This is a genomic window from Binatus sp. (SeqCode) (genome assembly GCF_049584895.1).
GTDB lineage: Bacteria > Desulfobacterota > Binatia > Binatales > Binataceae > Binatus.
The window spans coordinates 1-23,841 of sequence record NZ_JBAUYR010000019.1 but is presented as its reverse complement, the minus strand read 5'-3'; the positions used below and the strand labels follow the sequence as shown (position 1 = coordinate 23,841).

General features: G+C 58.6%; 25 protein-coding genes and 2 pseudogenes. 9 read left to right on the top strand and 18 right to left on the bottom strand.

What is annotated here, in order from left to right; translation table 11 throughout:
* Nucleotides 1-24: 24 nt before the first annotated feature.
* Genes mgtA through WB650_RS03585 form a run of 3 tightly spaced genes read right to left on the bottom strand, consistent with a single transcriptional unit; the run spans nt 25 to nt 4,883 of the window.
* A complete protein-coding gene (gene mgtA, locus WB650_RS03595) occupies nt 25-2,547 on the bottom strand; it encodes a magnesium-translocating P-type ATPase (protein WP_423959450.1) in 2,523 nt (840 codons plus the stop codon).
* A gap of 29 nt (nt 2,548-2,576) precedes the next feature.
* A complete protein-coding gene (locus WB650_RS03590) occupies nt 2,577-2,981 on the bottom strand; it encodes a universal stress protein (protein ID WP_422303355.1) in 405 nt (134 codons plus the stop codon).
* Nucleotides 2,982-3,002: 21 nt separating this feature from the next.
* On the bottom strand, nt 3,003-4,883 hold the full coding sequence (locus tag WB650_RS03585; RefSeq protein WP_422303354.1) for a pyruvate kinase: 1,881 nt from the start codon (nt 4,881-4,883) through the stop codon (nt 3,003-3,005).
* 300 nt (nt 4,884-5,183) lie between these two features.
* Here WB650_RS03585 and WB650_RS03580 point away from each other — a divergent pair, with 300 nt between their 5' ends.
* From WB650_RS03580 to WB650_RS03555, 6 genes and pseudogenes are all read left to right on the top strand, one after another.
* Nucleotides 5,184-5,714, top strand: coding sequence for an arsenate reductase ArsC (locus WB650_RS03580; protein ID WP_423959448.1), 531 nt, complete (start codon nt 5,184-5,186; stop codon nt 5,712-5,714).
* Nucleotides 5,715-5,775: 61 nt separating this feature from the next.
* Complete coding sequence (gene prs, locus WB650_RS03575; RefSeq protein WP_423959446.1) at nt 5,776-6,672, top strand: ribose-phosphate diphosphokinase; 897 nt, start codon at nt 5,776-5,778, stop codon at nt 6,670-6,672.
* Nucleotides 6,666-7,013 (top strand): annotated as a pseudogene (locus WB650_RS03570) (MBL fold metallo-hydrolase). The gene prs and the pseudogene WB650_RS03570 overlap by 7 nt, the downstream one beginning before the upstream one ends.
* Before the next feature lie 10 nt (nt 7,014-7,023).
* Entirely contained in the window at nt 7,024-8,532 is a 1,509-nt protein-coding gene (locus WB650_RS03565) for a thymidine phosphorylase family protein (protein ID WP_423959444.1), read from the top strand.
* Between the two features lie 187 nt (nt 8,533-8,719).
* Nucleotides 8,720-9,202: an Hsp20/alpha crystallin family protein gene (locus tag WB650_RS03560; protein WP_423959442.1), complete on the top strand. Its 483-nt coding sequence runs from the start codon at nt 8,720-8,722 to the stop codon at nt 9,200-9,202.
* 66 nt (nt 9,203-9,268) lie between these two features.
* Nucleotides 9,269-9,715 carry a universal stress protein gene (locus WB650_RS03555; protein ID WP_422304357.1) on the top strand — a complete coding sequence of 149 codons (447 nt, stop codon included), beginning with the start codon at nt 9,269-9,271 and terminating at the stop codon, nt 9,713-9,715.
* 1 nt (nt 9,716) lies between these two features.
* Here the strand turns inward: WB650_RS03555 and WB650_RS03550 are convergent, their stop codons facing one another.
* The gene (locus tag WB650_RS03550; protein WP_422304362.1) at nt 9,717-10,010 is read right to left on the bottom strand and encodes a universal stress protein; all 294 of its coding nucleotides are present in this window, start codon (nt 10,008-10,010) and stop codon (nt 9,717-9,719) included.
* Nucleotides 10,011-10,032: 22 nt separating this feature from the next.
* On the opposite strand from WB650_RS03550, the gene WB650_RS03545 reads away from it, so the two are divergent.
* The gene (locus WB650_RS03545; protein WP_423959440.1) at nt 10,033-10,551 is read left to right on the top strand and encodes an acetyl-CoA hydrolase/transferase C-terminal domain-containing protein; all 519 of its coding nucleotides are present in this window, start codon (nt 10,033-10,035) and stop codon (nt 10,549-10,551) included.
* A gap of 94 nt (nt 10,552-10,645) precedes the next feature.
* Here WB650_RS03545 and WB650_RS03540 read toward each other — a convergent pair whose 3' ends face one another.
* Nucleotides 10,646-11,038 (bottom strand): CBS domain-containing protein, encoded by a 393-nt coding sequence (locus tag WB650_RS03540; RefSeq protein WP_422304359.1) that lies wholly within the window; start codon nt 11,036-11,038, stop codon nt 10,646-10,648.
* 244 nt (nt 11,039-11,282) lie between these two features.
* On the opposite strand from WB650_RS03540, the gene WB650_RS03535 reads away from it, so the two are divergent.
* A complete protein-coding gene (locus WB650_RS03535; protein WP_423959437.1) occupies nt 11,283-12,098 on the top strand; it encodes a universal stress protein in 816 nt (271 codons plus the stop codon).
* A 102-nt stretch (nt 12,099-12,200) separates the two neighbouring features.
* On the top strand, nt 12,201-14,714 hold the full coding sequence (gene glgP / locus WB650_RS03530; RefSeq protein WP_423959436.1) for an alpha-glucan family phosphorylase: 2,514 nt from the start codon (nt 12,201-12,203) through the stop codon (nt 14,712-14,714).
* 13 nt (nt 14,715-14,727) lie between these two features.
* Here the strand turns inward: glgP and WB650_RS03525 are convergent, their stop codons facing one another.
* The 13 genes and pseudogenes from WB650_RS03525 to WB650_RS03465 all read right to left on the bottom strand — a co-directional run.
* The gene (locus tag WB650_RS03525) at nt 14,728-15,777 is read right to left on the bottom strand and encodes an NAD(P)-dependent alcohol dehydrogenase (protein ID WP_423959434.1); all 1,050 of its coding nucleotides are present in this window, start codon (nt 15,775-15,777) and stop codon (nt 14,728-14,730) included.
* 14 nt (nt 15,778-15,791) lie between these two features.
* A complete protein-coding gene (locus WB650_RS03520; RefSeq protein WP_423959433.1) occupies nt 15,792-16,265 on the bottom strand; it encodes a CBS domain-containing protein in 474 nt (157 codons plus the stop codon).
* Between the two features lie 147 nt (nt 16,266-16,412).
* Nucleotides 16,413-17,273, bottom strand: a complete 861-nt coding sequence (locus WB650_RS03515) for a F0F1 ATP synthase subunit gamma (RefSeq protein WP_422306822.1) — start codon at nt 17,271-17,273, stop codon at nt 16,413-16,415.
* Between the two features lie 4 nt (nt 17,274-17,277).
* Complete coding sequence (locus WB650_RS03510; RefSeq protein ID WP_423959431.1) at nt 17,278-18,834, bottom strand: F0F1 ATP synthase subunit alpha; 1,557 nt, start codon at nt 18,832-18,834, stop codon at nt 17,278-17,280.
* The gene (gene atpF, locus WB650_RS03505; protein ID WP_422306818.1) at nt 18,818-19,570 is read right to left on the bottom strand and encodes a F0F1 ATP synthase subunit B; all 753 of its coding nucleotides are present in this window, start codon (nt 19,568-19,570) and stop codon (nt 18,818-18,820) included. The genes WB650_RS03510 and atpF overlap by 17 nt, the downstream gene beginning before the upstream one ends.
* A complete protein-coding gene (locus WB650_RS03500; protein ID WP_422306816.1) occupies nt 19,567-19,809 on the bottom strand; it encodes a F0F1 ATP synthase subunit C in 243 nt (80 codons plus the stop codon). The genes atpF and WB650_RS03500 overlap by 4 nt, the downstream gene beginning before the upstream one ends.
* Before the next feature lie 16 nt (nt 19,810-19,825).
* Nucleotides 19,826-20,494: a F0F1 ATP synthase subunit A gene (locus WB650_RS03495; protein ID WP_422306814.1), complete on the bottom strand. Its 669-nt coding sequence runs from the start codon at nt 20,492-20,494 to the stop codon at nt 19,826-19,828.
* Entirely contained in the window at nt 20,491-20,778 is a 288-nt protein-coding gene (locus tag WB650_RS03490; RefSeq protein WP_422306812.1) for an ATP synthase subunit I, read from the bottom strand. Before WB650_RS03490 ends, WB650_RS03495 begins: the two co-directional genes overlap by 4 nt.
* On the bottom strand, nt 20,775-21,080 hold the full coding sequence (locus tag WB650_RS03485) for an AtpZ/AtpI family protein (RefSeq protein ID WP_422306810.1): 306 nt from the start codon (nt 21,078-21,080) through the stop codon (nt 20,775-20,777). The genes WB650_RS03490 and WB650_RS03485 overlap by 4 nt, the downstream gene beginning before the upstream one ends.
* 16 nt (nt 21,081-21,096) lie before the next feature.
* Nucleotides 21,097-21,519, bottom strand: a complete 423-nt coding sequence (locus WB650_RS03480; protein WP_422306808.1) for a F0F1 ATP synthase subunit epsilon — start codon at nt 21,517-21,519, stop codon at nt 21,097-21,099.
* 4 nt (nt 21,520-21,523) lie between these two features.
* Nucleotides 21,524-22,966, bottom strand: coding sequence for a F0F1 ATP synthase subunit beta (gene atpD, locus WB650_RS03475; RefSeq protein WP_422306806.1), 1,443 nt, complete (start codon nt 22,964-22,966; stop codon nt 21,524-21,526).
* Nucleotides 22,967-23,007: 41 nt separating this feature from the next.
* A complete protein-coding gene (locus WB650_RS03470) occupies nt 23,008-23,565 on the bottom strand; it encodes a universal stress protein (RefSeq protein WP_423959427.1) in 558 nt (185 codons plus the stop codon).
* 41 nt (nt 23,566-23,606) lie between these two features.
* Nucleotides 23,607-23,841: pseudogene (locus WB650_RS03465) on the bottom strand (hypothetical protein); the annotation flags it as partial.

Sequence of the window (23,841 nt, the reverse complement as noted above, 5' to 3'; positions counted from 1 at the left end):
CATTTCTTGTATGCCGATCTTCGGCTAGGTTCGCAGCAGGAATGATCGTACCAGCTGCGCTTTCACTATCTCAACGAGGATCAGGTAGCTGATGACTGCTGCCGCAAGAAAGAGAAAAAATGGGGCCGGCAATGGTACAAACCCAAGAGGTCTCGCTAGCGGCGAGAAGGGCAGCACCAAGCCGGCGATCACGATCAGAATGGTAGTCGATGCGAGTGGCAGGCTCGGGCGGTTGCTCCACGGCCTGCCCGCTGTGCGGATGACGAACAGCACCAGGGTCTGAGTCGCAAGCGACTCGACGAACCATCCTGTATGGAAGAACGCTTCTGACGAACGAAAGACCGCCAGCAGGATGTAGAAGGTCAGAAAGTCGAAGATCGAGCTTATGGGCCCGATCGCTATCATGAAGTTCCGAATGATCCGGACATTCCACTTCTGCGGAGACTGAATGTAGACCGGGTCGACGTTGTCGGTTGGAATGGTCACTTGCGCGAGATCATAAAGGAAGTTGTTTAGCAGGATCTGTGTCGGGAGCATTGGCAAGAACGGAAGGAACAGCGTTGCGGCCGCCATGCTGAACATGTTGCCGAAATTCGAACTGGTGCCCATCAGGATGTACTTGAGGACGTTGCCGAACGCCTTGCGGCCTTCGATGATTCCGCCGTGCAAGACGTCGAGCGCGTGCTCGAGGAGAATGATATCCGCCGCGTCTCTGGCGACATCGACGGCGCCCGCCACTGAAATTCCAACGTCGGCGGCATGCAATGATGGCGCGTCGTTGATTCCGTCGCCAAGAAAACCGACCACGTGCCCGCGCTTCTTGAGCGCTCGGATGATTCGGTTTTTCTGGCCGGGCGATACCCGCGCGAATACGTCGGCTTCCTCGGCGATGTGGAACAGAGCTGTATCTGTCGCATGCTCCACCTCTGTGCCCAGCACGATGCTCGCGCAGTCTATTCCAACCCGCTCACAGACGTGCTTCGTCACCAGTTCGTTGTCGCCTGTGAGGATCTTGATCCCGACGCCATCCGCCCGCAACGCGGCGATCGTGTCCCCGACTCCTTCAATCGGCGGATCGAGGAAAGTCAGGAATCCCGCAAGCACCAGGTCACGCTCGTCGTCACGCTTCCAGCCCTCGGCGCGTTCAACCTGCCGATGGGCTACGGCAAGGACTCGCAAACCGTTCGCGCTAAGCCGGCGGAAGGTTTCAGTGCATCGCTTGCGTTCTTCATCTCTCAGCGGGCGACATTGGCCACCGATCTCGATCGAAGTGCATACGGCCAGCACTCCCTCCGGCGCGCCTTTCGTTATGATCACGCAGGCGCCATTCGTCCTGACCACAATCGAGAGCCGGCGCCGCTCGAAATCAAAAGGAATCTCATCAGTCTTCTCGCATTTCTCGACACTCGGCGGCTGCGGACACTTCAAGATGCTCGCGTCGAGCGGGCTCTTGATTCCCGATTCAAAACAACTGTTCAGATAGCCGAGTTGTAGAGGGCGTTCGGAAGGTTCGCCGAACGGGTCGAGCGAGGAGTCCAGTTCCATCTCACCCGACGTTAAGGTTCCGGTCTTGTCGCTGCAGAGCAGATCGATGCTCCCGAGATTCTCGATCGCATCGAGATGTTTTACGATCACTTTGCGGCGCGCCATTCTCAGTGCGCCCATCGAAAGCGTGACCGTCGTGATCATCGGCAGGAACTCCGGCGTCAGCCCCACCGCGAGCGCGACCGCGAACAACAGCGACTCGAGCGCGTTCCTATGCATCGCGACGCTGACAACCAGGATGAACAGCACGAGAAAAAAAACGGTTTTCATGATCAGGATCCCGAATTGCCGCGTGCCACGGTCAAATTCGGTTTCAGGCGGCCGCTCCGAAAGGCGCGCGGCAATATCGCCGAAGCTGGTGTGCGGCCCCGTTGCGATCGCCACGGCGGTAGCCGTGCCGCTGACCACCGATGTACCCAGGAAGACCAGGTCGGGCCGCGTTGCGCCAGTCTCGTCGGACGCTCCTTCGCCGACGCACTTCTCCACCGGCATCGATTCACCGGTCAGCGCCGCCTGCTGAATATGAAGATCCTGGCTCTGCAGCAGGCGCGCATCGGCCGGAACCAAATCGCCGGCTGAAAGTCGAACGACGTCGCCTGGTACGAGTTGACGTCGCGGCAGTTCGATCCAGTTTCCGTCGCGCTTAACGGTGGCAGTGGGCGCCACCTGCTCCCTGAGTCCCAGCACTGCTTTTTCCGAGCGGTAAGCCTGGATGAAGTTAAGGACGACGCTCAGCACGATCATCGCGGCAATGATGATCGCGTCGACAGCTTGGCCCAGAAAGGCGGAGATAACGCTCGCGACCAGCAGGATCAGGACAAGTGGATTGGCGCAGAAGCGAAGGAATTGAAAGAGCGGCCCCGCTATCTTCGCCGGGACAGGTTCGTTGGGGCCGAACTCCGCGAAACGTCGTTCCGCCTCTGCACTAGAGAGGCCAATTTCAGATTCGTCGCCGCCGGAGAGTGCGCGCTTCGTCTCCGGAGCGCGAGCTACTTGACCCATGTGCTGCGCCAGATGACTCGCATCTTTTCTTATCGCGATCTAAGCGTAAGCACAGGTACTGGCGATTGGCGAATAATCTGCTCAGCGACGCTCCCTAACATCGCCCTGGTGAGGCCGCGCCGGCCGTGGGTTGGAATGACGATCAGGTCGGCTTCGAATGTTCGAATCGCCGCAAGTATTTCATTAACGACTTCCCCGGTACGGATCACGAACTCGTAGGGAACCTCGCCGGCCAGACAGGCCTTGGCCTGCTGCTGCAAGCTGATTCTGCTACCCGCTTCCCAGCCATGCTCAGATCCGTAATCCGACATGACTTTGAGCACATAGAGCTTTGCGTTGTTCTGCTGGGCCACTTTTTTGCACAATTCGAGGGCGTCGATGTACAACTCATCGAAGTCAATCGGGCATAGAATCGATGTGAAGAGTTCTGCCATTTTGCGACTCGAAGGCTACGATTACTCCGCTTCCTGCATCGCGCTCAAATGGAGCGGGCGCAGGCGCGACGACTTCTTCGATTGATGGTCTTGCATTCGGCGCAGGATGTCGTCGAGCGCGCTGACCGCCGCGACGATGTGCGGCCCCTTGTTGAGCATCACGCACTCCGCACGTTCTCCCATCGCCGCATCGGTGATCTCGGCGCGTGACGGGTGACCTTTCTTCGCCAGCGACTCAAGCACCTGGGTCGCCCAGATTACCGGCAAATGGGCCGCTTCACAGATCCAGAGAATTTCCTCCTGAACCTCAGCCAGCCGTTCGTAGCCACACTCTACCGCCAGGTCTCCGCGTGCGATCATGATTCCCACCGGATGTTGCCTCATCGCGGCCAGCATGAGGCCGGGCAAGCGCTCGAAACTCTGACGCGTCTCGATTTTCAGCACAATTCCCACATGATCGCCGCCAAGCTCCCGCAGTCGGGATTGAAGTTGAAGGATATCGCGCTCGTGGCGCACGAATGACATCCCGACCAGGTCCGCGTGCCGAACGACAAATTTGAGGTCTTCCAGATCCTTCGGCGTCAAGGCAGGCAGGCTGATGTTCGTATCGGGCAGATTAATTCCTTTGTCGGCCAGGAGACGATCCCCATTTGGCTTGGCCTGGGTAATTTCGATGCGAAGCTCGCCGGGCGACACATCTCTCACGACTCCGCCTATCTTGCCGTCATCGAACCAGATCTTCTCGCCTGCACGAACCGCGGGGAAGATCTCCGGCAGTGCGCAAGAAATTGTCGCAGGAGTCAGGGTCCGGCCTTCCGAATCGATCGAAGCGCCTTTCCCCACGATAGGCTCGCGGGTCAGCTTCAGGAAGTCGCCCTTGTGAAGCAGTATTCCATTCTCTCGAGGCGGCAAATCTCCTACCTGCGCTTCGCGTCTTGTATCGGTGCCCGCGTCATCGCGCAGTAGTATCGTTCCCGGAGTAACGTACGCGGTTTGGCTGCATCGAGCCCATCGCCCGGTCTTGCTGCCACCGATCACTTCGAGAACTCGTCGTTTCCCGCGAGCATCTTTGAAGTGAATGCGTTCTCCAGACCTCACCTCTGTTAGCCATTCGGCTGGTACCGACAAAGATGCGTCCGCATCGGTGGAAGTAGTGTGGCTTCTCTCCGCAGGCCCAAGCCAGATTCGCGCGGGCTGCGTCACGCATCCAAGGCTGTCGCGCTTGGGATGCCATACGACTACTCGAGGCCCCGGTTCTATTGATCCGGTACGGAGCTTCGGCCCGGCGATGTCCATTAGAAGACGGCAGGGCAGACCCAATTCCTGCCGCGCGCGCTTCAGATGATTTACCATCCGGCCCCAGACTTCCCGGTTATCATGGGCGCAGTTTATCCTCATACAGTTCATTCCGTGATAAACGAGCTCGCGCACCAGCGGATAGTCATCTGCGGCCGCAGATGACATCGTCACCATGATGCGAACGCTACGATGCTCCGGCGCAGGACCGAGTAGCGCCTCAGTGTGCGCCGCGAGCAACGATCTGCCCTCGCGAAAGCCCGGGGACTCCGACAGCGCCTGCCCTTCCATCTTGCGCCCCGCCATTCGCTGGACAGCAACGAGCACCGAATTGAGAGTACTCATCACATGAGCTTCGGTCCTCCCGAGCGATGAGAGGCCGAGAGCCGCTAGTTCGTCCTGAAGCATCCGAATGTCCAGGTGTCTGAGGGCCATATAGTGGATCAAATTGATCGCGCTCTTTCGATACGCGGGATGGATAGTCGATGCGCGCTCTTGAAGGTCGCTCTCGTGACTGATCAACGAAGAACGGATTTGAGCAAGTTTCGAGATTAACTCTTCGAGCGCATCCGGGCGTGCTGCAGGCGTTTCGGAATCATTTCTCACGATGGCAAAGCAGGGTGCAATCCAGATACCAATGCATTGCACCTCCTCTGGCCAAAACAGCATCTTCGCAACTTTGAAGGAACCGTGGCAGGGTTAAAGGTTCATTAATTCAACATCAGCGGGCTCAATCCAACATTGATCGTCGCCATGAATTGCTGCTTTCCGTGCCACTTCAAGCAGTTCTCTGGTCCCTTTGGAAGCAGCGCAAGTAATAGTCTTGCTAATGCGTTGCGGCATGAACCTTGCTCGAGAAGATACAGCCAATCGCACGGTGAAGAGGGCCTCCTCGAAGGCAGTACCGTGGAAAACATCTCTGTGAATGCGCCAGCACTGTTCCAAATCAGACGGACAGTTGTGAAAGAGCAAAAGAGCGGTGAATGCTGCAACGTCCTGTTTGTTTGTCGCGATATTTCAGCTTGGAGCGTTATTGCCGAGGCCATTCTGAAACGATGGGGCGGCAAGGACTTCCGCGCCTTCAGTTCTGGAATTCGTCGCACTGCCGATGTGCATCCACTTGCAATCGATGTGTTGAAGTCGCGGAATCTTTGGGAACAAGGTTTCCAGACTAAAGACTGCAACGAGTTCCGCAGCGATGATGCGCAGAAGATGAACTTCGTCGTCAGTATCGGCGACCAGCCATACGACGACCTGCCGAGGGACTGGCCTAGTAATCCAAAAGTCGTTCATTGGCGCATTAGTGACCCGATAGTCGACGGCAATCCTGCGGAAAGAGCGCTCGCGTTCCGAAGAACATTCAGAGAACTCGAGAACCGAATCAAACTCTTCATCCTCGTCAATGAGCGAAAAACAGACAGGAAGGCCGCAGCATGAAGACTTCAGCCTCTCTGAGAAAATCGTGGTGTGAGAGCGGTCCAGCTAGATTCGCGTCCTGATGGTGAAACGTAATGCTACTCGCGAAGTGTTTTCGTTTCCTGAGGACATTTCGTATGCGCGTCAGATTGCGCGCTTCCTGCGCGTCCCGATACGCAGAATTTTGACTCATGAGTTCCCTGACGGAGAGACGCTTGCCAGCATCCGAGAGCGGCGCATTCGTAGTGATGCGATTTTAGTGCGGCGGTTGGACCACCCTAACTTAAAAATCCTGGATACTTTGTTTGTTGCCGACGCTCTGAGACGGTCCGGTGCGCGAGAAGTAACGTTGGCGGTTCCATACTTCCCTTATTTGAGGCAGGACAAAGTCTTTCATCACGGCCAGGCGCTTTCAGCAAAGGTCTTCGGTGAGCTCATCGGCCACAGTTTCGACCGCGTAATCACGATTGATCCGCATCTCCATCGCTTGCGTAGTCTGAGGGCGGCAATTCCTTGCCGAACCTGTCATCTATCAGCAGCAGAACCTATTGCGCGATGGGTATGCATCAATTGCCCGAATGCGACCGTGATTGGTCCCGACGTGGAATCGACCGACCTTGTTCGTGATGTAGCCAAGGCTGCAGGAACCGATTGGATCGCCGGGCGAAAGCGTCGGCTCGCCGATAAGAGAGTAATCGTCGAATTCGATGGATTGCGGACGCCGAGAAGCGCCGTCATAGTCGATGACATCGGGAGCACTGGTGTGACGCTCGTGGCCGTGGCGCAGACGCTCAGATCGCGTGGCTGTAGTTCGATTGATGCTGTTGTCGTACACCCGTTATTTGCCAGAGGTGCAATCGGGCGAGTTCGACGGGCTGGAGTCCGACGGATAGTTTCTTGCGATACAGTCACCCATCCTACTAATGCGATCAAAACAGCTTCCCTGATGGCTGAAGCGCTGATGAGAACCGGATCGTGAAGGCACGCGGCTCGGTCCTCCGATTCCTCGGAGCTGCGGGTACGGTCACGGGCAGCAAGTTTCTGCTGACAGTCGGTGATCGGCGCGTGCTAATCGATTGCGGTTTGTTTTAGGGATTAAAGCAACTGCGCTTGATGAACTGGCCGCCGTTGCCAGTCGATGCGCATGAGGTTGACGCTGTTCTGCTCACCCATGCACATCTGGATCACAGCGGCTTCATGCCGGCGTTGGTGCGCGACGGTATCGGCGGGAAGGTGATTTCGAAGCGCTTCGCGAGCGCATCACGCAGGAGCTGGGATGGAACGCCGTCGTACCGAGCAATCTCGAGCAGGTGCGTATAGACTAGCGGTGGTGACGCCCTTTCGACTGAGACATTTGCCGCTCGATACGCTGCGCGAGCACGTGATCTTCATTCACGAGCACGCGTTGCGAACTGGTGACCTGGGGTTGCACCCGCTCGATCGGGCACGCGTTTTCGGCGTCGATAGCAAAACCGGCAAACAACGCGAGATCACCGGCGTTCTCAACGTGTGCAGCGACGGCCTGCTCGAAGCCGACGAGATTGGAGTCTCGGAGGAAGCATTTCACGATCTTGGCTTGGCTGAGGGCGCCGCAGTTGGGGCGAGTTTCGCGGTTGCACCGGCCAGCGTCGACTTGGTCCGGGCCAAGCTGAGAGGTAAGCGCCTCCGACGCGAAGATTTCGATGCGATCCTGACGGACGTCGCGACGCGGCGTTATTCGCGCGTCGAGCTTTCGATGTTCGTGTTGGGATGTGCCTTCGAGAAGTTTGATCTGGCTGAACTGACCGATTACACGCGCGCGATGATCGCCACGGGCGAGCAACTCACGTTCGATGGACGGGTTGTTGCCGACAAACATTGCATCGGCGGTGTTCCCGGAAATCGAACCACGATGATCGTGGTTCCGATTCTCGCGGAACTCGGACTCAAAATTCCCAAGACTTCCTCGCGCGCGATTACGAGCCCTGCCGGCACTGGCGACACGATGGGAGTGCTGGCAGACGTTGCTCTCTCGGCTGAACGACTATATCGAGTCGTCGAAGAAGTCGGCGGATGCATCGCATGGGGCGGCGCGCTCGAGCTGGCGCCTGCTGACGACATACTGATCACTGTCGAGCGACCGATGGAGATCGACACAGAGGCGCAAATGGTCGCTTCGATTCTTGCCAAGAAGAAGACCGCCGGAGCGACGCACGTTCTGATCGACATACCAGTCGGCTCTTCTGCCAAGGTGAAGACTCCCGAACTTGCCGAGCGTGTTGCAACGTTGTTCAAAGCGGTGGGCGAGCAGATCGGTCTGCGACTCGAGATCGTGACGACTCAGGCGTTCGGACCAGTCGGCTACGGCATCGGGCCGCGATTGGAGGCGCTCGACGTCCTTTCGGTCCTCCGATGCGAATCTGGTGCACCCGCCGATCTGCGCGAAAAGTCGCTGATGCTCGCCGGGCGTCTGCTGGAAATGACGGGCATCGAGCCTGCCTCGCGCGGCTATGAGGCGGCTCGCCGAACTCTAGATTCGGGCGCCGCTCTCAGAAGGTTCGACCAAATCGTGGACGCGCAGGGACGGCGCGAGATGCCTCCCGAAGCGCGCTGGCGGCGAGACTTTGCGGCCGGACAAGCAGGCAGGATTACCCAGATCGACTGCTGGCAAATTTCACGAGTAGCAAAACGCGCTGGCGCACCGTCAAACGCTTCGGCAGGCGTGAAACTGTACAAGAGCGTCGGCGACACGCTGATGCAGGGCGAGCCGATTTTCGAGATTCACGCCGAAAGCGAAACACAGCTCCAGACAGCACTCGAATACAGCAATTCTGCGCGACAGCTGATCCTCTACAAATAGGGGTCTTTGGTCGGACTACTTTGGTGTGTCCTTCGGAGCCACCTGGAACACTGCCCTGGCTCCTTTCTTCACATGATGAGGCCGCTTTTTAGTAATTGATTTCGGACTAGCCTGCTCGCTCCACTGCTTGGCACGGCTGATGCTGCCTCTCTTGGAAACTGAAAAAATCTGTCAGGAGGAAAGAACAATGGGTTTTCTTGAGAAATGGAGTCCATCAACAGACCTTGAGCGGCTGCGGCATGAGTTTGACGATCTGCTCGAACACTTCGGTTTTGACCGAGGCGAGTTCAAGGCGTGGCCTGCGGCGTCTAGTCGGCCAGCAATCGAGTCGTCGATCGACGGAGATAAGTTCGTCGTGCGTGTGGATCTGCCCGGAGTGAATGCCAAGAACATCGATGTGCAGGTTGTCAACGGCATCCTGACGGTGAAAGGAACGCGAGAGGAAAAGCGCGAATCGGACAAGGCTTCCGTGTACCGTCGTGAAATCCGGTACGGCTCGTTCGAACGGTCGATCAGCCTGCCGGAGGGAATTAAGGCAGACGATTTGAAAGCGGTGCATCGCGACGGCATGCTCGAACTCAGCGCCCCGTTACCCAAGGCGGCGGCGCCAGCCTCAGTCAAGATCCAGGTCGAGGAAAAAAAGCCGGAGGGTCAGAAGAAGGCGGCCTGAGGGCTGGAATGGGCAGCGTAGCGGAGTCTGCTACTATGGCAACGCGGATGAGCGCAAGTTAAAAAGATGGAGCCGGTTTTCTTTAGAATACTGTGCCCAATCGACTTCGAGCGTGACTCGATGGACGCGCTTGCGCTCGCCTGCCGGTTAGCGCAGCAGAACTCCGCTACGGTTTGCCTACTGAGTGTGGTCGCCATTCCGCCCCCCGCGGCGACCGCGTTGCCGCCGGTCCCGATCTTCCCTAATCCTGAGTTTGAAGAAGAAACCCGCCGCCGATTAGAGGCAATTGCGGAGGAAAGGCTAGGCGGAGTTTCACACGAGGTGTTCGTTGCCAGCGGGAACGCGGCGCATGAAATTCTCAAACTAGCTGCCGAACATAAAATCGACCTGATCGTGATGGGCACGCACGGTCGCACCGGCGTAAAGCACTTCCTGCTCGGAAGTGTCGCGGAGCGCGTCGTTCGCGAATCGCCGGTTCCAGTGCTGACAATTCATCCCAAGGCCGCTGAGTAATTCAGACGGTCTTTCGCTCGCCGGTCTTTGTATGTGCGGTCAAAACGGGTATCTGCGACTCTCTTACGACCTTCTCGGCGACACTGCCCAGGATCAAGTGACTCAAGGCCTTGCGGCCGTGCGTACCTATCACGATCAAGTCGGCATCGAGCGCGCGCGCCGTCTCGAGCACTCGCTCTGCCGGATCGCCGGTCAGGACAAGTGTTTCGTAGCGCACTGAAGCTGGAATCCGTTGCCGCGCAAGCCTTATAAGTTGCCCCTCTCTATCCTTCTCAAGGAACGGGTAAGGATCCATCGGCACCAACAGGTACAAGAATGTGAATCGGTACAAGAACGTATACACGCTGGCGGCGGGCGACGAACCGTTCTACGAATTTCTGAACGACAACTCGAGCATGGAGGCCCGGCCCGTCGACTACGTGAATGACCCGAGCATCATAGGACAGAACTATCTTGTGATCTCGATAAGCGCGTTTCTCGAGGTCGGACTCGATGGCGAAGTGAATTCCGAAGCGATCATGGGCAAGCAGTACAGCGCGCCCGGCGGCCAGTTGGATTTCGTGCGCGGAGCACAGCTATCGAAGGGCGGCAAATCGATTCTCGCCGCCTACTCGACCGCCGCTAATGCCAGCATCTCCCGAATCGTCCCGAAGATCGGAGGACCGACCACCGATCCAAGAACCGATACGCAGTATGTCGTAACGGAGTATGGGGTCACTTGCCTGACCGGCAAATCGACCGCGCAAAGAGCGGAAGCACTAATCGGGATAGCTCATCCAAAATTTCGCGAAGAACTTCATTTCGGTGCGCGGCAACTGGGTTATTCTGTGAGGTGATTACGGAGAAATGCAGGCTTTTCGTCATGCACTCCCGTAAGAACATATTTGCGTCCTTAAATTCGGGCTTAATTGATCTCTTCGCGCAGCGGTCTCATCTCTGAATGATCTCGTTGGTCGCCCTGACCACGTTCAGAAACGCATTCAGCAGGTCGCTGCTGGTGACGATGCCGACCAGCTTTCCTTCGGCGACAACTGGTATTCCGCCGATCTTGTGCTTCAGCATCAAACAGGCCGCGTCTTCGACCGTGTTGTGTGGCGTAACTGTGATGAGCGGAGTGCGCATCGCGGCCGTCACTCGTGTCGATTCCAGGTAACCGGTGTATTCGCGGAGGTCACGTTCAGTCACGATGCCTACGAGTCGCCCTTCATCCAGCACAGGCAGACGCCTGAAGCCGCCCTCGTCCATGAGGCACTTCGCCTTCGACAGCATGTCGTACTGGTCGATCGTGATCGGATCCGGAGTCATCAGGTTGATAATCTGCATCGCTTGCCTCCACGCGCTATTGGTCGTTTAAGAAGTGCAATTGGCTTGCCACAGATTCCGTGTGAGCCGCGCGGGAACTTTGCTGGTGGGTGCTACTCCGTTCGGCGCCACCGGATATCTGTGGTGTAGCGATCGGATGCAGATTTGCCGCTGCGATCCACGAAGACCCTGATCCGGCGCTATGGCACGCCATTGGCTATTGGAGCGACTACGGCGATCTGCCGGAACCCAAAGGAGCAAATTTATGGCTCATCAATTCAGCAGGATTCTTTGCCCGTTGGACTTCGACGATAACTCGATGAGAGCCCTCGACACCGCAGCACGGCTTGCTCGAGAAAACAACGGCACCGTCTTCGTATTGCACGTAGTTCCGCTGATAATCCCGGCGACTGGAATGCCGGTTTATGTGGATCTCTACAAAGACCAGGAAGAAATCGCCAAGACCAAGCTGCTCGAAATTGCGAACAAGCAGCTGTCCGGACTCAAGTACGAACTCTTGCTCCATACTGGTGAGCCGGCAGGTACTATCTTAAACGCTGAGAAGAAGATCTCCGCTGACGTGGTGGTCATGGCCACGCACGGGCGTCGTGGTTTCAAGCGCTTCTTCCTTGGCAGCATCGCCGAACTCGTCCTGCGCGAATCCACCTGCCCCGTTCTTGTTGTGCGCGGCACTCCGACTCAAAACGATCTGGTGGCAACTTGGATGACGAAAAACCCGGTCACCGCGACTCCGCACGAGAAGCTCTCCACAGTCGCGGCTAAGATGCACGCGGGTGGCTTTCGATGTGTCCCGATATTGGGTGACGGCGCGCCGGTGGGAATTGTGACCGACCGCGATATCCGCCAGTACAGCAATTTTCTGGATCAAACCGAGGCGTTCAAGGCTATGAGCGAGCCTTTGATAACTGTAACGCCGTCCACTCATATTCGAGAGGCTGCCCGCTTGCTGCGCGAGCGCAAGATTGGAGCGCTGCCGGTAGTGGAAGACGGCAAGCTCGTCGGCGTGATAACCACGGACGACGTGCTACAGGCACTTACACAGGCTGAGCACGCCGAGTAGTCGTTGGAGCAGGTAGATGGTGGACGCCGATCGACCTTCTTGCTCATTCTTTTAGCGCGGATTTGATCCACCTGCGAGTGGAATCTCAGAGGAGCGCGAAATTTGCCGAAGCGAGGTTATATTGCTGAGCCCTATCCGGAGCTCCCCGAGAATCTGGCCGAGCTAGCGCTAGACCTCCGGAACTGCTGGGACCATACGACCCATTCAGTTTGGAGCAAAATTGACCCGGAGCTTTGGGCACTCACACACAATCCCTGGCTGGTTCTGCAGACAGCGTCGCGAACAAGAATCGAGGAGCTGAACGCGGAGCCGAAATTCCGCACGGAAGTCAGCGATTTGCTGCGCAGTCAGCGCGACTCTTTGAAACGCCCGGCCTGGTTTCAGCACGCATACCCGAAATCGCCGCTCACCTGCGTCGCGTTCTTCAGCATGGAGTACGCTCTGAGCGAGGCGCTTCCAATCTATTCCGGTGGTCTGGGGAACGTCGCGGGGGACTTTCTGAAAGCCGGCAGCGACCTCGCCGTGCCGATCGTGGGAGTGGGGCTTCTTTATCAGCAAGGATATTTCCGCCAGATCATCGAAGCGGACGGCAGCCAGCGTGTGCTGAATCCATACAACGATCCGGGACAACTGCCGGTAACGCCAGTTCGTAAAGCGGACGGCGAATGGATCCGACTTAGCATCCAGTTGCCCGGGCACAAGGTGTGGCTCCGCGCCTGGGAAGTACGGGTGGGTCGGGTGAAGCTGTATCTGCTGGACAGCAATGACCCTGCGAACGAACCGGCTTATCGCGGTGTAACGAGCGAACTCTACGGCGGCGGACCGGAGTTGCGTCTGGAACAGGAATTGGTGCTTGGGATCGGCGGTTGGCGCCTGCTTCAGAGTCTCGGCATCAAGCCTGAGGTCTGCCATCTAAATGAAGGGCATGCAGCGTTCGTCGTGCTCGAACGTGCACGTAGCTTCATAGCGGAGAACGATGTGGCATTCGACGTCGCTCTTGCCGCGACCCGCGTAGGCAACTTGTTCACGACTCACACTCCGGTAGCGGCTGGATTCGATCGATTTGAGCCGAACCTGATTGGCAAGTACCTATCGCCATACGCGCGCGAACAACTGCACATCGATCTTTCCCGCCTGCTCGCATTGGGCCGCGAGCATCCCGACGATCAAGATGAACGGTTCAGCATGGCATACCTGGCGGTGCGCGGCTGCGGCGCGATCAACGGGGTGAGCCGCCTGCACGCAGTCGTGAGCCGCCGTATCTTCCAGTGCCTGTTTCCGCGCTGGCCTCAGCCCCAGGTGCCAATCGGCCATGTCACCAACGGCGTACACACCCCGAGCTGGGACTCAGCGGCGGCGGACTCTTTGTGGACAACAGCATGCGGCCCCGAGCGATGGCGGGGCACACTGGAAACCGTTGGAAGCGATATACGGTCCGTCGCCGACGCCGCTCTTTGGGAACTTCGCGCGACTAACCGCCTTGAGCTAGTTGGATACGTGCGCGAACGACTTGCTACGGAGCTGGCCGCACGTGGCGACGATCCAACGATCGCGCAGTCCGTATTCGACCCGAATACTTTGACCCTCGGATTTGCGCGCCGATTCACGTCGTACAAGCGTCCTAATCAGCTCCTTCATGATCGGGAGCGGCTTGTCCGCATTCTCACCAACCCCGATCGGCCGGTTCAATTGGTAATCGCCGGCAAGGCCCATCCAGATGACAAACCGGGTCGGGCGATGGTGCAGGAGTGGGTGCAATTTGTTCAGCATCCCGAGGTGCGACGTCACGCCGTCTTTCTCAGCGACTACGATCTTTTGCTCGCTGAGCGGCTTGTCCAGGGCGCGGACCTGTGGCTCAACACTCCGCGCCGTCCATGGGAAGCTAGTGGAACCAGTGGGATGAAAGTACTCGTCAACGGCGGGCTCAACCTCTCGGAACTCGACGGATGGTGGGCCGAAGCCTATTCACCAGAGGTCGGATGGGCGCTTGGAGATGGGAACGAGCACGACGAAGACTCCGCTTGGGATGCGGCTGAAGCCGACGCGCTGTACAAAATTCTCGAGCAGCAGGTCGTTCCCGCTTTTTATGACCGCGATCATCTAGGAATTCCAACTCGATGGGTGTCGACGATGCGCGAGAGCATGGTTCGCCTGACGCCGCAGTTCTCAGCCAATCGCGCCATACGTGAGTACACCGACAGCTACTACGTCGCCGCGGCGACGGCTTACCGTGAGCGTGCCCGCGACCACGGCGCATCCGCTCAGTCCCTACTTGCCTGGAAGACAGGTCTCTCACAGCATTGGGCAAATGTGCGATTCGGTGATCTCCAAATCACGACGGCCGACGGAACGCATCATTTTCACGTCCAGGTCTATCTCGGCGATTTAACGCCCGAGCAGGTGCGCGTGGAACTCTACACAGAATCTCCGGATGGCAGGTCGATGCCGTGCCAAATGACTCAGGGAAATCCGCTGCCCGGTTCCGCGAAGGCATTCACCTACAGCACCGACGTTGCGTCATCGCGCCCGGCCAGCGATTACACCCCCCGAGTCATAGGGTGCCATCCCGGCGCAAGCATTCCTTTGGAAGACTCCCACGTTCTGTGGTTCCGCTAGGCGCTTCTCACGATCAGAAGACAATCAGTGGTTTCATGACGCCATCGAGTTTCTTGTCCATCAGCTCGAATGCTTTATCGAGAGCACGAAACTCAAAAGTATGGGTCGTCATCCTGGTCGGATCGACCCGCCCCGTTTGAAGCAGGCGAATAAGGCGCTCCATACGTAATCGTCCGCCTGTGCAAAGACCGGTGCGGATGGTTTTTTCCGCCATGCCCACGCCCCAATCCAAGCGCGGAATTGAGACGTAGTCGCCCTTGCCGTGGTAGCCAGCGTTGGAGATCGTGCCGCCGGGTTTGGTCACCTTGATGGCGTTCTGGAGAGTCAGCTCGCTCCCCAAAGCCTCGATTGCGGAATCCACGCCTACTCCATTCGTCAGTTCCATGATTCTAGCAACCGCGTCTTCTTTAGTGTGATCGACAATCGCGTCGGCGCCATAGGCACGTGCCAGATCTTGTCGTTCGGGTACGGAGTCGACGCCGATCACAAGGCCTGCGCCGCGCAACCTCGCACCCGCGACAGCCATCAAGCCAACAGGGCCCAGCGCGAACACTGCTACGGTTCCTCCAATCGGAATTTCGGCATTCTCAGCTGCCATGAATCCGGTCGACATCATGTCGCAACAGTACACTGCCATCTCATCTGGGACGTCGGGCGGAATCAGGGCCATGTTTGCGTCGGCCTCATTGACGTGAAAATACTCGGCGAAGACACCGTCCTTGACGTTGGCGAACTTCCAACCCGCAAGCGCTCCGCCTGACTGCGAGGAATGACCAGCTTGAGACGCGAGGTCGCCCCAATCGGGAGTGATCGCGCCCACGACCACGCGGTCGCCAGGCTTGAACAACCTGACTTCCGTACCGACTTCATGAACCACGCCAACGGCCTCATGGCCCAGAGTTAGGTTTTGGCGAGGTCCGATAGCTCCATGGACGGTGTGCGAGTCCGAAGTACAGATCAATGCCCTTGTAGTCTTGATAACTGCGTCGTTCGGTCCCGGCTTCGGGATAGGCTTGTCCATGAACCCGACAGCATCCAACTTCTTCATGACGAACGCTTTCATTGCGATAGATTACCTTAAACAGCGGGATGGAGGCGGACGCGTCCGCGATTGATCGACAAGTGCACTTCGAGCACCAACTCTCTCAGCTTGTCATTTTTCCCACCGCGCAAGGGTCGCGCCGCCTCGCAGGCAAGATCGTCGAGCGTGAGCAGACCAACCAGGATACCGTTCCGGTTGACTACCGGAACGCGCCGCGTTCGGTGCTGCCGCATCAGCTGAGCCGCTGAATCGAGGTCGTCTTCAGCTCCGCAACACACCGGCGTTCGGGCCATGGCTCCTTCGACCGGCAAATCCGTCAGGGGCTTGTTCTGGGTGTACGCGGCCATGCAAACGTCACGGTCGGTCAGAAAGCCGACGGGTCTCCCTTGGTCGTTGACCACTGGAACCGCACCGCAAGGAGTGTCCCACATTATTTGCGCCGCTTTATTGAGCGGGTCGCGTGGGCCGCAGATTTTAACGTCACGATTCATGATCTGTTCGACTTGCATCGCCGTCCCTCCGCAAAAAGCGAACTCGACCCTTTAACGAGCATCACCCGTGCCACTGATGAATCCCTGATTGGAGGGGAGACGACTGTTACCTAAGGCGTCATCGAGATTGCTCGATGGTGCATTTGGACACATGAACATTGAGTTTCAGCTCGATGCCAGCGCCTCGGAACCGCTTATCAGGTCGAGGATTTCAGTGGTCACGGAATCCTGACGGAGGCGCTGCATCAGTTTTGTGAGCTCGCTGGATTTGTTCCGGATATTCTGATGAGCGGCTTCCATCGTGCGAAAGCGGGTCGAGTTCTCGCTGAAGAATGATTGCATCGCGGCATTCTCGAGCGTCGCAAAAAAATACTCGTCCACTATGTCATCGAAGAGGCGCTGCGGCCGAAGGTTGATGATTGGCGGCAACTGGGTCGAAGACTTTTGCACCACTGGCACTTCAAGCGGCAGGATGCGATGCCGCTCGACGCTCGGGAGCTGCGCTCCGGCGTGCTGCGCATACACGACCTCGACGCCTGCGATATGGCCCTCGCTGAACATCCGATAGAGTTCCGCCGCGACCCGGCGTGCGGCGCCGGTGACTCCTGTACAGTGCGTCGCCATCGGCAATATCAGGTCCGGACTCAATCCGCGCTCGCGAAAGATCTGGGCGCCACGGGTTCCGACTACAATTAGTGCGAGCCTGCCGACGCTGGCCGATCTCGCACGTTCAGCTTCCCGCAGTAGATGCTCGTTGAAGCCTCCGCACAGTCCGTGTTCCGCGCAGAAGATGACCAGTCCCGATTTGTTTGGTCGCTCCGTGACTTCGATCGCGACATCAGGCGGTAGCAACGTTGCCGCCTCGGACAAGGCCTCGCGAATCTGCTGGGAGTAATCGCGGATCGCTTCGAGCGACCTGAGCGCTTGCTGCATCTGCGAGGCGGCCATCGCCCGAATCGCGGCAACAATCTCGCGCAGCTCGTTGAGCGAAGTGATTCGGGTAGCGGTCTCGCGTTCTTGCGCCATCGAGTTATCGCTTGACCGCAGTGGCGTCGGGCTGATTCAACCGTTCCACCAGCGCGCCGATGGCCGTTACGATCGCAGCGCGTGTATCCGGTTCCAACTCTCCGTCCGAGTTGATTCGACGCATAGGTTCCGCCGCATGCTGGTTCAGCCAGTCGCCGAGCTTCGACTGGAGCTCGCTGACCTTGTCGAGCGGAAGCCGATCGAGCAAGCGCTCGTCGATTGCCACCAGCAATGCCACCTGATGGGCGACTGACAGCGGTGCGAATTGCGGCTGCGTGAGGACTGCGCGGATTCGGCGCCCGTGCTCGATTATTTGGCGCGTGCGCTCATCCACCATCCCGCCAAAGCGCGTAAAGATTTCCAGTTCGAGGAACTGCGTGTATTCGAGGCGGAGATTTTCTGCCAGCCGGCGCATCGCATGCGACTGCGTCTTGCCCCCAACCCGGGACACGCTCTTGCCGACATTGACGGCGGGCTTTTGTCCTTCGTGAAACAGTCGCGGCTCGAGCACGATCTGTCCGTCGGTGATCGAGATCAGGTTGGTTGGAATATACCCCGACAGATTGCCTTCCTCGGTCGCGGCCAGTGGCAATGCAGTCAGCGACCCGCCGCCGCGCTCCCGATTGAGCTTGGCTGCGCGTTCGAGCAGCCGCGAATGGATATAGAAGATGTCGCCGGGGTAGGCTTCGCGTCCCGGCGGATTTCTGAGCAGCAGCGACAGCTGCCGATAGATCACCGCGTGCTTGCTCAGATCGTCGATGATCAGCAGCGCATCGCCGCCACGTTCAGAGAAATACTCAGCCATCGTGCATGCAGCATACGGCGCCAGCCATTGGATGCCGGGCGGATCATCCGAAGGCGCAAATACGAAGATGCATCGCTCCGGCGCGCCGTACCGCTTGACCGCATCGATCACCTGGCTAACTGACGAGGTCTTCTGTCCGACGGCGCAGTACACGCAAACCACGCCGGTGTCGCGCTGATTGATCATCGTGTCGATCGCGATGGCGGTCTTCCCAGTCTCGCGATCGCTGATGATCAGTTCGCGCTGGCCACGGCCCAGCGGCAGCATCGCATCGATGACCAGCAGGCCGGTATTGAGTGGAGTGTCTACGAAATCGCGATCGACAATCGCCGGCGCCGGCCGCTCGACCGGCTCAACTCCGGCCGCTTCGATTTCCGGACCTCCATCCACCGGAACGCCGAGTGCGTTCACGGTTCGGCCGAGCAACTGGTCGCCCACCGGCACGCTTGCGACGGAACCAGTCCCACGCACCAGGTTACCCGCCCTGATTCCGCTGTCGTCGCCGAGCATGGCGCATCCGATCAAATCGGGGTCGAGTGTCAGGACGATTCCGACGACCGGCTCTCCGCCATCCGATCGTTCGAACAGCAGCAGTTCGCCAAGCCGCGTTTCGGGCAGCCCGCGTACGCTGGCAACATTATCTCCAACTCGTTCGACTCGGCCGATCAAGTCGAGGCGCGGCTCAGCCTTTAGCTGACCGAGCAGTTCGCTCGCCGTGCTCAGACGATTCTTTACTGATTCAGCCAGGGTGCTCATTGCGATTGATCGCCTTGGCAGCAACGGTCAGCGCGTCGCGCCAGTTGAAACGAAGAATTGCGCTCGGCAAAGCGATCTCGGCGCCTGCGATAAGCGCCGGATCGATGTTGAAGGTTATTCCTGCCGCGCGTCCGATTCGCTTCGCGAGCTGCTCGCGCCATTCGGCCTCTTCTCGGGCGTCGAGCGGATGAGCCGTGGTGACCACCATCGGAGTCTGGTCGAGATGGGAAACGAGCGCGGTCCTCTCCGGCGGCGGGAGACGGTCCAGATAATCCAGCACGCGGGTCATGAATGCGTGCTCGATCGAAGGAAAGGTCAGTTCGCGCAGCAGCCGTTCGGCGAGCTTCACTGCGAGATCGATCGTCTGGGAAAACAATTCTTGCGTGGCAGCGGTGCGTTCTTCATTGAGCTGTGCCGCGGCCTGAGTCCGGATCTTCTCCGCATCGGCGTGAGCCTCATCGATCAGCTTCTTACGTTCGGCGGCCAATTGCGCGCGCTGTTCTTCAATCGCCTTCTGGCGCTCAGCCTCGATTCCCGCCCGTTGCGCCTGAACGTCGCGCTGCATGTCGAGTGCCTTTTGTTTTTCAGCCGCCGCTTCCGTCATGCCACGCGCAATCTCCTCCTTGCGCCTGGCGACGATCGCGGTGACCGGCTTGAAGAGAAAGCGCCTCAGCAGCCAGATCAGGATGAGAAAATTGATCGCCTGCAGCGCGAAAGTCCACCAACTGAATTTCATCGCGCGAAAGGATTGGCAAAAAGCAGCAGCAAGGCGACCACCAGGCAGTAGATTGCCATCGTTTCAATCATGGCCAGACCAACAAACAGGGTGCGCGACAATGAGCCGGCGGCCTCGGGCTGCCGCGCGATACCTTCCATCGCGGCCGTGATTGCGCGGCCTTCGGCGAGTGCCGGCGAGATCGAGCCGACGGCGACCGCAACCACCGCGCCGATTATGCTGAGCATTTGAACCGTCATCTACTTTCGTCCTCCATCATTTCTCGATTGCACCAATGCCCCCGCCGATATAGACCGCGGCCAGGACGCTGAATATGTAGGCCTGCACTAGGCCGACCAGAATTCCGAATGCCATGAATGGAATTGGCACCAGCAAACCTGCCAGCGCGAGCACGATCGCGACGATCAGCTCCCCGCTCATGATATTTCCGAATAAGCGCATCGCGAGCGAAAACGATCGCGTCAATTCAGACAGGATGTTGAACGGCAACATGATTGGATTCGGCCGCAGATAACCTCTCAGGTAAGCACCCAGACCTTGAATGCGCACGCCGTAGTAGTGCACGGAAAGAAAAACTATCGCGGCCAGCGCGGCCGGCGTTTCGATCGACGCGGTCGGCGCGCTGACTCCGGGGACGATCCCGCAAAGATTAGCGACCACAAGAAAGATAAACAGGGTTCCGAGCATCGGCAGAAATGGGGCGGCGTCGCGATTCAGCAGCGCAGCGATCTGCTCTTCGATTCCGAGCACAACGGTTTCGATCATCGCTTGCCATCCGCCGGCGTCAACGCGGAACTTCCGCGTCACGATCCAGCTTGCAACCGTCATCGCCGCCATCAATCCCCAAGTGGTTACGACCGTGCGGCTGATCGGGATGATGCCGATGTGAAAGAGGATCACACTCTCAAGCGGCGAATGGTTCATAAATTCTTCGCCAGCGCGAGCCGATTGCGATTGACTGAAATCGTCCGTATTGCAAGGAATCCCGCAAAGCACGCGAGTAACGGCATGGCGCCTTGCTTGGCACAGAGCGTGAATGCTGCGACCGCGACGACAATGCGCGCGAGATGGAGCAGCAACGAGCTCGGTCCCGCTCCATTGTCAGCGTAGAGACGGACGTTCCATCCGAGCGCGGCAAAATAAGCCACGCCGATCGAGGCGCCGATTACAGCATAAGGCACGATGCGCGAAACGATTACTTCGATCATTCGCTGCTCATCCTCTTCCAAACTGCCCAGTAGCCCAATGCGGCGCCAAGAAAGACCAGCGCCGCGCTCCAGAACACGCCGCTATCGAACGTGCGATCGAGCCAGCGTCCAACGAACGCGCCGACCAGAATCGGTGCGACGATCGTCCATCCGAACCGCCCCATCATCGCGAGCGCGCGGCCCATCGGCCATTCCCCGGTCCTCAACCAGCGCTCGCGCAGGCTATGCGCCCGCTCAACGGCTTTTTCCATTTCGCGTTCGTCGGCCCTCAACTCGTGATCATGCTCTTGATCGGTTGCCACGATAACTCGCGTGCGGTCACTTTAGTGGTTCACTCTTGAGCGGTTGATCAGCCGGGCGCAGGTAGCGATAGATTTGCCGAATTGCGGCCTGCTCCAAGCCGAGTGCTCCCGAACGGGCCGAGCGTTCGGCCTCGAAGTTATGCGCCATCTTGGTGAGAATTTCGCCCCGCAAATGGCCGAGGTCGTCGCTTACGACCGCTTCGCGGGTAGCTATCTCCACGAACTTGCCCTCTCGGACGCGCAGCACCCCTCCCCGCACGGCGACGTAATGCTCGCCGCCGCCGTTGCGCCATCTCACGACGCAGATTGAAAGCGTGGTGAGAAAATCCGCATGGCCCGGTTCGATACCAAAGGCGCCGCTTTGATCCTCGGCGCGAACGTGGCGAACCGAATCTTCATCGACCGCGATCGAAGTGGGTGTTGTGACTATCAGCCTCACCGAGTCATTGCCGTGCCTTGCTTGCAGCGATCTCCTTCCGCCGAGCATCCTCGAAAGTTCCGACCATGTAAAATGAGCTCTCAGCCCATCCGTCGCCTTCACCGGCAAGAATCGCGCGGCAGCCCTGGATGGTGTCCGCGATAGTAACCGATTTTCCCGCAATCCCGGTGAATTGCTCAGTGACGAGAAAGGGCTGCGTGAGGAAACGCTCGAGGCGGCGGGCGCGGGCCACGATGCGCCGGTCCTCCGCGCTCAGTTCCTCGACGCCGAGCAACGCGATGATCTCCTGGAGTTCCTTGTAGCGTGCGATCGTTCGGCGCACTTCCTCGGCGACCGCATAATGCTCTTCGCCGACGATTAGCGGATCGAGCAGGACCGAGGTTGACGCCAGCGGATCGATAGCTGGATACAGTCCTTCCGCCGCCATATCGCGCGAGAGAACAACCGACGAGTCCAGATGGCGAAATGTTTCGACCACCGCCGGGTCGGTGAAATCATCGGCGGGCACGTAGACCGCCTGGATCGCGGTGACCGATACGCCTGCCACCGAGGCGATTCGCTCTTCGAGTTCGGCTATCTCAGTCGCAAGCGTCGGCTGGTAGCCGACCCGCGAGGGCAAGCGCCCTAGCATCCCCGACACTTCTGAGCCTGCCTGCACGAAACGAAACACGTTGTCCATCAGGAGCAGCACGTCGCTTCTCATCACGTCGCGAAAATATTCGGCGATGGTCAGCGCGGTCATGCCAACGCGCCAACGCGCGCCCGGCGGTTCGTTCATCTGTCCGAAGACGAGCGCAGTGCGGCTCAGCACGCCCGATTGCCGAAGCTCGGCGAGCAGCTCGTGGCCTTCGCGAGATCGCTCGCCGATGCCCGCGAACACGGAGATGCCCGAATACTTTTCGACTGTGCTTCGAATCAGTTCCATGATGAGAACAGTCTTGCCGACGCCCGCGCCGCCGAACATGCCGGCCTTACCACCGCGCGCGAGCGGAGCAAGCAGGTCGGCTACTTTGATGCCGGTACGAAAGATCTCGCGCTTGTGATCCTGGTGACTGATCGTGGGCGAGCTGCGATGAATCGGCCAGCGGGGTGCGCTCGTGTCGATTGGCCCGAGTCGATCGATCGGAGCACCGACCGCATTGATAAGACGCCCGAGCACCTTTTCCCCCACCGGAACACTGATGGGTCCGCCACGGTGCGCGATCGCGCCCCGGCGCAGGCCCGATGTATTCTCCATCGCGACGGCACGGACGGTGCGAAGATCGAGATGCTCCTGGATTTCGGCGATCAAGGCGGCCCGTCCGTCCAGATCGATCATCATTGCGTCATTGATTGCCGGCAAAGGTCCGTCGGCGAACTCGACGTCGACGACCGATCCTCGAACGCGCGTGACGGTTCCCTGGCCATTCTCGGTTTGAGCTTTCGAATTGTCTGGGAGTTGATTCATGCTGCCGAGCCCGCACGCGCAGGGTAAGGTAGCAGTCACTCCTAGCGGACGGTGAGTACCGGACACGCCGCTCCCCTGACTACCTGTGAGGCGACGCTTCCCAGTAGCAAGTGCGCAACGCCCCTTCGCCCGTGCGTGCCCATCACAATGAGGTCGCAGCCGAGTCCCGATTGAATACTGATGACTCGTTCAGCCGCGTCGCCCGTCGTAACCAGGAGCTGGGGGTGAATATCGTCGAGACGTTGCACTGCAATCGCTTCGAGTTTCTGCCGGGCGGCCTTTTCGGCCTTAGCCCGGCCGCCCGTTGGAATCGTGAGTGTCGGACAGACATGCAACAGATAGAGCTCCGTACCAATTTCAGAGGCTAACTGCGCCGCGAGATCCAACGCCTTGAGGGACCCTCGTTTGAAGTCAATTGGGCACAGGACGGACCTGAATATTTTCTTAACCCTCCGGCGCTGAGTTGCGGCTCGTTCCTCGGCCTTGTGGCGCAGCTTGGCCAGAAGTTCACGATCTCTTTGGGCGGCCCACTGGTCCTCGCGTGCCCGCCCCACCTCTCGAAGTTTATCTCCGAAGCGATCCTTTTCGTCTGAAGGCATGATTTATTCTGAAGTCTTTCCCGAATTCCCCGAACGCCGGCTTACTTCTTGTCACTTGAGAATTTCACATACGAATGCGTTCCTTCGCGCGAGGCGTGGGAACCCACAATTTGAATTGACTGAAGGTAATGGATTATATGGGCGACGCTATCACTCACTTGATTGGGGTTTCCGCTGCCCTCGGGATTCTGCCACATCTCCCATCCCCAAACTGGCATGTCGCGAGGGCCATGAGCCTTCACGTCGGCCCGGCCGTCCATGAATCGCGCTATCTGG

Excerpts from the sequence above, each read along its gene's own strand:
- mgtA (WP_423959450.1), bottom strand. The coding sequence starts at position 2,547 with ATGGGTCAAGTAGCTCGCGCTCCGGAGACGAAGCGCGCACTCTCCGGC.
- WB650_RS03470 (WP_423959427.1), bottom strand. The coding sequence starts at position 23,565 with ATGCCTTCAGACGAAAAGGATCGCTTCGGAGATAAACTTCGAGAGGTG.
- WB650_RS03510 (WP_423959431.1), bottom strand. The coding sequence starts at position 18,834 with ATGAGCACCCTGGCTGAATCAGTAAAGAATCGTCTGAGCACGGCGAGC.
- WB650_RS03550 (WP_422304362.1), bottom strand. The coding sequence starts at position 10,010 with ATGGATCCTTACCCGTTCCTTGAGAAGGATAGAGAGGGGCAACTTATA.
- atpF (WP_422306818.1), bottom strand. The coding sequence starts at position 19,570 with ATGAAATTCAGTTGGTGGACTTTCGCGCTGCAGGCGATCAATTTTCTC.
- WB650_RS03540 (WP_422304359.1), bottom strand. The coding sequence starts at position 11,038 with ATGCAGATTATCAACCTGATGACTCCGGATCCGATCACGATCGACCAG.
- atpD (WP_422306806.1), bottom strand. The coding sequence starts at position 22,966 with ATGAATCAACTCCCAGACAATTCGAAAGCTCAAACCGAGAATGGCCAG.
- WB650_RS03555 (WP_422304357.1), top strand. The coding sequence starts at position 9,269 with ATGGAGCCGGTTTTCTTTAGAATACTGTGCCCAATCGACTTCGAGCGT.
- WB650_RS03560 (WP_423959442.1), top strand. The coding sequence starts at position 8,720 with ATGGGTTTTCTTGAGAAATGGAGTCCATCAACAGACCTTGAGCGGCTG.
- WB650_RS03515 (WP_422306822.1), bottom strand. The coding sequence starts at position 17,273 with ATGGCGCAAGAACGCGAGACCGCTACCCGAATCACTTCGCTCAACGAG.
- WB650_RS03500 (WP_422306816.1), bottom strand. The coding sequence starts at position 19,809 with ATGACGGTTCAAATGCTCAGCATAATCGGCGCGGTGGTTGCGGTCGCC.
- WB650_RS03490 (WP_422306812.1), bottom strand. The coding sequence starts at position 20,778 with ATGATCGAAGTAATCGTTTCGCGCATCGTGCCTTATGCTGTAATCGGC.
- WB650_RS03520 (WP_423959433.1), bottom strand. The coding sequence starts at position 16,265 with ATGCAAGTCGAACAGATCATGAATCGTGACGTTAAAATCTGCGGCCCA.
- WB650_RS03495 (WP_422306814.1), bottom strand. The coding sequence starts at position 20,494 with ATGAACCATTCGCCGCTTGAGAGTGTGATCCTCTTTCACATCGGCATC.
- WB650_RS03535 (WP_423959437.1), top strand. The coding sequence starts at position 11,283 with ATGGCTCATCAATTCAGCAGGATTCTTTGCCCGTTGGACTTCGACGAT.
- WB650_RS03525 (WP_423959434.1), bottom strand. The coding sequence starts at position 15,777 with ATGAAAGCGTTCGTCATGAAGAAGTTGGATGCTGTCGGGTTCATGGAC.
- WB650_RS03590 (WP_422303355.1), bottom strand. The coding sequence starts at position 2,981 with ATGGCAGAACTCTTCACATCGATTCTATGCCCGATTGACTTCGATGAG.
- prs (WP_423959446.1), top strand. The coding sequence starts at position 5,776 with ATGGTGAAACGTAATGCTACTCGCGAAGTGTTTTCGTTTCCTGAGGAC.